6 protein-coding genes are annotated in these 9,596 nt (G+C 47.9%); all 6 read right to left on the minus strand.

Annotation, left to right across the window (positions count from 1 at the left end):
• Nucleotides 1–90 precede the first annotated feature (90 nt).
• Nucleotides 91–384, minus strand: coding sequence for a hypothetical protein (locus J3L11_RS17885; protein ID WP_207571853.1), 294 nt, complete (start codon nucleotides 382–384; stop codon nucleotides 91–93).
• 35 nt (nucleotides 385–419) lie between these two features.
• Entirely contained in the window at nucleotides 420–1,028 is a 609-nt protein-coding gene (locus J3L11_RS17890) for an OmpA family protein (RefSeq protein WP_207571854.1), read from the minus strand.
• The gene (locus J3L11_RS17895; protein WP_189618451.1) at nucleotides 1,028–2,431 is read right to left on the minus strand and encodes a TolC family outer membrane protein; all 1,404 of its coding nucleotides are present in this window, start codon (nucleotides 2,429–2,431) and stop codon (nucleotides 1,028–1,030) included. Before J3L11_RS17895 ends, J3L11_RS17890 begins: the two co-directional genes overlap by 1 nt.
• Before the next feature lie 33 nt (nucleotides 2,432–2,464).
• Nucleotides 2,465–3,847, minus strand: coding sequence for an HlyD family type I secretion periplasmic adaptor subunit (locus J3L11_RS17900; protein WP_207571855.1), 1,383 nt, complete (start codon nucleotides 3,845–3,847; stop codon nucleotides 2,465–2,467).
• Nucleotides 3,840–6,017, minus strand: coding sequence for a type I secretion system permease/ATPase (locus tag J3L11_RS17905; protein ID WP_207571856.1), 2,178 nt, complete (start codon nucleotides 6,015–6,017; stop codon nucleotides 3,840–3,842). Before J3L11_RS17905 ends, J3L11_RS17900 begins: the two co-directional genes overlap by 8 nt.
• A 96-nt stretch (nucleotides 6,018–6,113) precedes the next feature.
• The coding region (locus J3L11_RS17910; RefSeq protein ID WP_207571857.1) for a type I secretion C-terminal target domain-containing protein at nucleotides 6,114–9,596 on the minus strand (3,483 nt) is incomplete at its 5' end.

Raw genomic sequence — 9,596 nt, forward strand, 5'->3', positions numbered from 1 at the left:
AGACCGTCAAATAGCAGCAATAGATCAAAACTGTCGATCGCGGTCAAGATGGTGCCGTGGTTTTTATGAAAAACTGATCGCCAGATCACGCTATTTAAATTCTGGAATTAGCTGCGGAATGACGGTTATATCATCCACAAAACGGAACAAATTAAAGAAGTTATTGACTGTTGTGAGCTTTTCTTTGGCGCTCTGATCTTGTGCATCTCGCAGGATGTTGAACCAAGCTTTTGCACGCAATCCCGCGCGCTCACCGTAGGTGTGTTCCAGAGAAGAGACAACAGTGGGTTCATTAAGGCCGACATCGGCATGTAACAGCGAAACAGCAAGTGCCGATGCCAGCAGGGTGTAGTGGCAGACTTGTTTTAAGCTCCTGAATGTCAACAGCCTGCCACATACCATAATGAGAGATTAACTTCCTATTTAACTTCTTGATCGACAGAATAAATCGTCCACTTCATATCCGCCATAGTGTCTTCACCTTTGACTTCTGCGATAACGCGCCGATTACGTTTTTGCGCCAAGGCCGTACCGCTGGTATCGATTGGACGATCGTAACTGTAACCGATTGCTTTTAATCGGTCATCAGCTATCCCAAATTGCTCATGCAATACTTTAACGACAGCATTCGCGCGATTCTGTGACAACTCCAGATTGTGTTCATAAGTCCCCGTTTTACTGCAGTGGCCTTCAATCGTCACCTTAGTGTTCGGGTACTGTTTCATAAAATCCGCGATGGTCTGAATTTGGCTGTAATACTGCGGGTCGATATAGTAAGAGTCATTGGCAAACAACACCTTAAGCTCTGAGCGCTCATTTATCGGGCGTACTTGACCACAGCCATAGTTGTCAACGCTTGCGCCTTCAACGGTGCCCGCACATTTTTCTCTGGCCTCAATAACGCCATCATGGTCATTATCATTCAGATCAAAAACTTGAGTTGTTGGGGAGTCCATGGAGACTGTATCTCGCATAGCGCATCCTGACAGTAACAACAGAATGCTCATAGAAGTCAGTAACAGTTTCATTATTTTGCCCCCCCTTCATATTCGCGTTCGCCTTTCCAGACATCCGGTCTGGTCACTCTCAACGAATCAAGCAACTGGCCTGTTGCATTCAATATCCGATATTTAGCAATAATCTCATCAAACTCTGCACCGAGATAATCTTTGCGTGCTTCAAACAGTTCATTTTCGGTATCCAATAAGTCCAACAATGTCCGTTGGCCGAGGTTGAACTGCTGCTGATAAGCGACTTGAGTCTGCTTGGCGGCAATCACGTGTTCGCGAATATAGAGTTTCTGGGGTTCCAAGAACTCATAAGCGTTCCACGCCAGATTTACACCTTCAACGACTTCCCGGTGGGCACGTTCCAGAATCTCTTTTGCTTCGCCCAGTTTATAAGCGGTTTGTTTTTCACGCGCGAGATCCTTACCGCCAGCAAACAGGTTATATCTCAGGCGTACCATTGCTTGCACATCATTGTAGTAACCACCAACGTTCTGACTGGCAATAATGCTGGAGCCATCTTCGCCATTCAGGTCATTATTCATGTTGCCAGAGACTTCCAGTGACAGCTTTGGATAGTATGAGGATTGTGCCGTTGAGCGTTCATATTCTGCGGCATGGATATCATGACTAGCAGATTTGAGCACCGGATGCTTAGCCTCCGCCATTTTCACCCCATCCATCGCATCTTTCGGTAGCATGTCGGCATCTGGTACTGGCACAATCAGATTTTCCGGCTCCTGCATGGTCACGCGGTAGAACTGGCTCTTGGCATCGAGGAAGTTGTTACGGGATGACATTACATTAGCGTTTGCCCGCGCCAGACGGCCCGTGATCTGTGATAAGTCCGCAGTAGATCCCAAGCCTGAATCTGTGCGCTGTTTAATCTGATCATAGATATCCTGATGACTCTTCAGGTTTTTCTCGGCCAGCGTTAAAATTTCCTGGGTTTTAATGTAGTTAAGATAGACCTTGGCAACCTCAAGCGCCTTGTCTTCGGCAGTAGCCATCAGGTTCCATTGTTCAGCGCTAGCTTCGTAACGGGTACGACCCACTTCACTACTGGTGTAAAAACCATCAAACAACATCTGTTGGATACTGACACCAAATTCACCCCGTTTCAGTTCCATCTCATCGTCGGTAGTCCCTGCAAGTCGACGACGTGTAGAGGGTGAGTTGGTATATTCATAGCCGTAGCCTGCAGTTACATCAACTGATGGCATATAACCAGAATAGGCCTGACTAACTTGCTCCTCTTTGGCCTTAAATCTGTTGAAAATAATTCTGATATCTGGGTTGCTATCCAGAGTCCTGGCGACTGCCTGTTCCAGGGTCTGACCGAACCCGGCACTCGGAAGCATCAGCGCGGCAACAGCGAGCGCCAACGCACTGCGCCGAACCTGCCGATTCAATTTCATGTTCATGTTAAACCCCTCCAAGGTTCAATAGCTTTGAGCCTAGCGTTCCCTTAACGCTGTTTCTTTGGCTCTCAGTATGGGATTAAGTATGTACTCAAGGATTGTCCTTTTCCCGGTAATCACATCAACAGAAGTCAGCATCCCGGGGATTATTGGCATCTTTGTGCCATCTTCTTTAGTCAAGCTCGACTGTTCAGTACGCACTTTGACTAAATAAAAACTGTTACCTTCTTCATCTTGAGAAGTATCGGCACTAATTTGCTCCACAGTACCTTTCAGGCCACCATAGCGGGTGAAGTCATAAGCAGTGACTTTCACCATGGCAGGCAACCCCGGATGAAGAAACGCGATATCTTTAGGTAGGATCTTGGTTTCTATCAGCAGTTGATCTTCAGAAGGTACAATCTCCATGATATTGACACCAGGCTGTACAACTCCACCCAATGTATTGATATCTATTGATTTTACCGTTCCGTTCACTGGCGAAACCAGCACGGCTTTATTCACTTTGTCCTGAGCTCCCACCTGAGCCTCAGTCATGCGTGCCCACTTGGACTGGGTATCATTCAATTGGGCGCGGGCATCTGCCGCGTATTGTAGGACCGCTTCGCGCCGTTTCAGAATGGCCTCATCCATCGCCGCTTTCACTTTAGGTCTGTTGACCCGCAAGCTGGAGAGCTCACCCTTAATATCGTTTACGGTGCGTTCCAGTTTCAGTAGTTCCACTTCAGGAACCACACCTTTGGCAGCGAGTGGTTTGGTCAGTTCTAGTTCTCGGGTAACCAGTTGAAAGCTGGTCGTCAATGTATTGATTTTAGAAGCAAGTTCTTCATTTTCCTGCTGCCGTTGCTGAATTTGACGCGCAAGGATTTCCACCTGGTTGTTTAAGTTATCCAAGCGACCGTTGTATTCATCTAACTGACGCTTTACCAATTCACTGTCTTTGTTACGCAAGTCATCCGAAAATACCGGTGGTTTTTTGATGATCTTTACCTGCTCGCGCCAATCCTGGGCGACATCTGAGATAAAAATGCTGTTGAGTTCTGCAGTTAAACGCACGATATCGGCACGAAGCGAATACACTTCTTGTTGCTGCTGTGCGGCGTCAGCACGGAACCGAGTGTCGTCAATGCGTACTAAAGGTTGGCCTTTCTTAACCAACATGCCTTCCTGCACATACAGTTCTTGCAGAATTCCGCCATCAAGACTCTGAATTACCTGTACCTGGGACGATGGGATAACTTTCCCCGAGCCACGAGTGACCCGGTCAAGGGAGGCAAAACTGGCCCATACCAAAAAACATAACATCATGGCGGCAACTGCCCAGATGATCAGTTTGTGACTGGAGGGGGCTTCTGTCATCATTGCGCCATAGACGTCATCGACCATCTCTAGATCTTGGGCGGTAAGAAACTTACTCATGTCGACCTCCGGCCATCAAGCCGTGATTGAGCAATTCCAACACTTTATCTTTTGGACCATCAGCCAGAATGTGGCCACGATCTAAGACGATAATACGATCAACCAACTGCAGCAGTTCCATCTTATGGGTAATGATGATGAGTGCTCGCTCCTTACTGACATGCATCATTGAGCGCATAAACTGTTTTTCAGCTCTGGCGTCCAAGCTGGCGGTGGGTTCGTCCATCAGTAAGATGGGAGGGTCATTGAGAATGGCACGTGCCAGCGCGATGGTCTGTCGCTGTCCTCGGGACAGGTTTTCACCTTTTTCGCCCACCTGAGTATCTAGTCCTTCAGACTCCATGGCAGTAAACAAGGCAACGCCGGAAAGCTGTACCGCTCGCATCAATTGGTGTTCAGAAACCTGACGGGTACCAAATAAAATGTTATCTCGTATGGTTCCATGAAACAGTGTTACATCCTGGGGGAGATAACCAAAGTTACGCCGCAGATCGCTGGGGTGAATTTGCCCAGCATCAACACCGTCATAACGCAGGCTACCACTTGACGGTTGAAACAGACCTACCATCAATTTTGCTAGCGTGCTTTTACCACTGCCGTTTCTGCCAATAATGGCAATTTTTTCTCCGGGCTGGATCTTGAAAGAGAGTGGGCTAATTACCTGTTTTTCTGATGTTGGATAGTTGAAGGTGATATGGTCTGCTTCAATCTTGCCAATTAATCTTTGTTTGCTGACCAGATGACCTTTGTTTTCAAATTCATCTTCTTGCAGCATGATACCGTCGAGTTGCCTGAGCGCACTGATCATCTGGTTGGCGCGCGTCATCAGCCCAGCCAATTGTGCCATCGGGGCGACCGCGCGGCTGGATAGCATCACGGCAGCGATGATCCCGCCCATAGAGATAACATTATCGGCTACGCGATAAACGCCAAGGATCACCACAAAAATAGTGGTCAGTTGTACGGTTAATGATGCTACATGTGATACAGCATTAGAGAGTTTCTTGGTTTTTAACTGCCAGTTCGCGGTATGCCCAATCATCTGTTGCCAGGATTTTTGTACCAGACCTTCAGCGCCATAGGCTTTGATGGATTCCAGTGCAGCTAAACTTTCGATCAAGTGACCATGTTTGAGGCTGGAAAACTTATTACTTTCTTCTATCGCGGTTTTTAACCGAGGTTGGATGATCAGCGTAAAAGAAATAATAATGACACTGGCGATTACCGGAATAATTGCGAGATCTCCGGCAACCAAGAAAATAATCAACATGAACAGTAGGGCAAATGGCAAGTCAACCAAGGTGGTGATAGTGGCTGATGTCAGAAAATCCCTGATACTATCGAATTCCCCCAACTGCCTTGCCATACCACCAACACTGGCGGAGCGTTTTTCCAGTGGTAATCCAATAGCTTTATAAAACAGTCTTGAAGAAACAATGATATCGACTTTCTTACCTGCGATATCAATTAAATAACTTCTTAATTGGCGCATGACAAAGTCGAAGATATAAGCAATGCCCGCTCCGGCAGCCAGTACCCATAACGATTCAAATGCGAGGTTAGGAACTACCTTGTCGTACACGTTCATAACAAACAGTGGTGACACCAAGGCAAATATATTGACCAGTAATGATGCGACTAAGGCATCCCTATATATAGGTGCGGCATCTTTTACTGTTTGCAACAACCAATGTGTTTTGCTGTCATGACGGTAAACATCGAATCCTAAGTCGCCGCGATACTGCTGTTTAATTAAAAACAGGTAACCAACATACAGCGCTTCTAGCTCCTCAATCGTGAGTATCTGCTCACCTCCCGTTTCAGGAAGTTGGATGACAGCCTGTTGTTGCTCAGTTCTTAGTTCTCTGAGAATGCAGGCTTTTTTGTCCTTCAATAATAAAATACAGGGAAGCTGGATGGCACTAACCTGATCTAACCCCTTACGGCTGAGTTTGGCCGTCAACCCCGCGCGAGCAGCGGCCTGCGGCAACAGCTCTGGTGGTAGTTCGGCTGAGGACAAGGGCAAGCCAGCCACCAGAGACTCAATCGAACAGGGACTGCCATAGTACTCAGTCATCAGTACCAGACAGTCTAAAAGTGGGTCAACGGTGACTCTTAATGAGGCCGGGATTGTCCATTGTTCAGTTTTTGGAGAGGCAGCAGTGCTCACGAAACGACATGTCCCTTAAGTAGTTGTTAGGGTTGATGTAAGTATCGGCTAAAGTCCCACCTTTCGAAAGCCGAAAGGTGGGATTGTTAGATAATATTACGACTCGTGTGAAACAGTCTCAGTGTGTTTCAATATGTCACTGGTAGCGGACGATACAGGTTGAGCAGCATCCGCAGCATCGCTGCTGACGATCAGTGGACCATTACCACTGTCAACCAGCCCTTGGATCATTGCACTGCTAGTGTTGCCATAAGAAGACACGTCGGTTCCATCCAGCACTATGGTTTGGTCGGTAGTACCATTACTATCGGCGTCAATAGTAATCACCGTACTGCCATTATCTACACTAATGTGCAGGTAATTATCTAAAGTGCTGCTGTTGCCATCCCAGTTAGTTAACAAGTCGCTGATATCTAACTTGTCCTGATTTAATGTGAAATCAGTAACGTGATCAGTTCCCGTTTCTCCGGCTTGCCAGATAAAGGTATCTTTTCCATTACCGCCGGTCAGCGTGTCATCACCTAAGCCACCAAAAATAGTGTCTTTGCCCTGGCCTCCATCGATAACATCATTACCAGTACCACCGTAAATCAGATCATCTCCCGCATCTCCGTAGATGGTATCGTTGCCACCTTGTCCAAAGACAATATCATTGCCATTACCGGCATGAATAACGTCATCACCGCCACGACTGTCGTCACTGATATTCAATGATGCGGAGTTGGTCTGGATGTAAAAACGAATTTCATCATTGGAAGCGTTGTGCCCTAATACATCCGCCAAGTAATCGCGAAGTCCTTGTAAACCTTCGCCATCATGAGTGCCAGCGGCATACCCGGTCCATGCAAGCCCATCAGTATTGAGCACGTCGCCAAAGATGATGTCATCGCCGTTACCGCCGTTGATGATATCACCGCCAACAGATGCCGGATTAGACTGTTGGAAACCATCTTGTAACGCTGCTTGCAATTGATCTGCAGTGTTGATGATCTGCGGTTGGCCAATATCGCCGGTAACATAGTCATCAACCCAATGCTGATTCCACCAAGATCCTTCCCAGTGTCCTCCTACTGCTGTCGTAACATTTGTATTTACAGTAGATGTATTGTCGAAATAGCGTAAGAAATCACTATTAATGCCACTACCTATGCCGATAGCATTCAGGCTAACACTATATCCATTGCCATGGATGAGTGAATCTGCGGCTGCAATCGCCAGTGACATATCATTAACATCTGTGCTGCTACCTGAATTAGAGCGGTCACCGGTATAGGTTGTTGGGTTACCGTCGGTCAGGAAGAATGACATGTTGATATAGTCACCAGTGTTCCCTACATTCTTACCATCAAACCAAGATTCAGCAGTTTTGAGTGCCGCTTCATAGTTGGTCGCACCATTTGCTGACAAATCATCGATAGCCTGAGTCAACTGCTCAAGTTTATGGTCGTTGGCACTAAAATTATTCAGTGTAATTTGCTCTGCCGCACCGCTGGCAAAAGAAATTAACGTGATGTTTACTGTGCCATCATGCCCGTTAAGCTGAGTTGCAAGCTGCTTCAGTGCATCTTGTGCCAGCTCTAAGCGGCTCTTGCCACTGGTGCCAGAAGCGTAATCCATACTTCCAGAGGTATCCACAATAAGTGCGATATTGTAGTTTGCGCCGGGAACTGTAGTAATGGTGTTGCCACCGGTATCACCTACCAGCACATCATTGCCATCACCGCCAGCGATTAGCCCCGCACCGTCACCAATGACATGTAGAGTAGTACTTTGCGGTGTATCAGAGTTGTTATTCCCTACAACAATGGTGCTTTCGGCTGGTGTACTACCACCTTCAATAGTGATATTGAAATCACTTGTCGCTTGATCACCATCACCATCGACAACACCGACCTGGAAGTTAAGCGTCTGATCATCTGGCAGAATATCCACAGATGTTGACATACCTGACAGACGAACAGAATCACCACCAGTACTCTGGATGTTAACACCATAGAAATCACTTAAGTTATAGTCAGATGCGTTGATGGTCACAGTGCCATCGTTACCCACAATGACGTTTGTCACAGTGGTCAGAACTGAACCATCAGCACCTAACAACTGCAGCGTCAGATTGGTGCCACTGCCATTGCCTTGAGAGTCAAATGACAGCGATACTTGGTCTACGGCTTGGTGTACGACTTGTCCCGCATCGTAGAAGGTTGCAGTCAGGCTTTCGCCGCTATCCAGCCAATTACTTCCAATACCAATACCCTGAGTACTGGAGTTAACAGAACCAGAGGTTGAAGTAAATTTAATATCAGTATCAATTGTGCTTAAGAAATCACTAGCCCATAAAACTATGCCATTACCACCATCTATTTTCTGATCAAATGCAACAGATTCGGTAATGACAGGATTTGGTGTGACTAAGTCAAAAGAATAAGTCCCGTCAGCCTTCATATATAAGGTAAAGAAGGTTTCACTAGAGCCGTTGTTATCATATGAAGCAGTTAACTTCTCTCCCATATAAACGGAGCCGTCATAAATATCTTCGCGACTGAGACTTACATTTGACCCTAATGATGTCAGCAAATTAATGTTAATACCCTGATCTGAATTGATCAGCTGTGACTCAGAACTGAAATCATCGGCGCCACTAACCACAGTCCAATTGCCAATATGTTCCTGGGCCGCGTTTGGTACAGAGAAACTATCAACATCGGCAGTTGGGACATCATCGACAATGTTAATCACCAATGCACCGGCGGGTGCGGTATCGCCATCGCTGTCGGTGACGACTACGGCGAAGCTGGCGGTGGTGTCATCCCCACTGGTGTTGTCCTGCAGGGTGTAACTGTAACTGATAGTGCCGGTACCGGTCGCGGCGTCAAAGGTGTAAGACGCGGTCAGCCCGTCGCCGAAGTCCTGCGCGGTCCCGGTCAGTGTGTGACCCCCTAAGGTGATGCTCTGCAAGCCATCATGGGCGGTAAAGGCGATGGTCCCGCTGGTGCTGTTGCTGCCATCACCGGCATGAGAGCCTGCTGGCTCGCCGTTACGGGCGGGCAGACCGGCTTCATCGACGGTGGTGGTATCGCCACCCGCTTGTGGAATATCCACGGTTGGGGTGTCATCCCCAATGCTAATGGTCAGGGTGGCAGGTTGGCTGTCGCCATCACCATCGGTCAGGGTGTAAGTGAAGACATCGCTGACGCCCCCTTGAGAGCCTTCGGTGCGGGCATAGCTGTAGCTACCATCGGCGGCAATGGTCAGGACCCCATAGTCCCCTGCAATCGACAGTGAGCCATCGGGGTTAGTGGTGTAACTGCTGTTGCTGCCATGGGCGATAGCGGTGACGCTGGCGTTATCGGCCCCCACGGTATCGGCGCCGTTGTTGGTGGTACCCACCCCAGTGATAACGTTACCACTGGCGCTGTTGTCGGCCGCGGCAATGCTGTCAGTATCAGCGACGGCAGTTGGGACATCATCGACAATGTTAATCACCAATGCACCGGCGGGTGCGGTATCGCCATCGCTGTCGGTGACGACTACGGCGAAGCTGGCGGTGGTGTCATCCCCACTGGTGTTGTCCTGCAGGGT

The organism is Shewanella sp. 4t3-1-2LB, assembly GCF_017368415.1.
In the GTDB taxonomy this organism is placed as follows: Bacteria; Pseudomonadota; Gammaproteobacteria; order Enterobacterales; family Shewanellaceae; genus Shewanella; species Shewanella fodinae.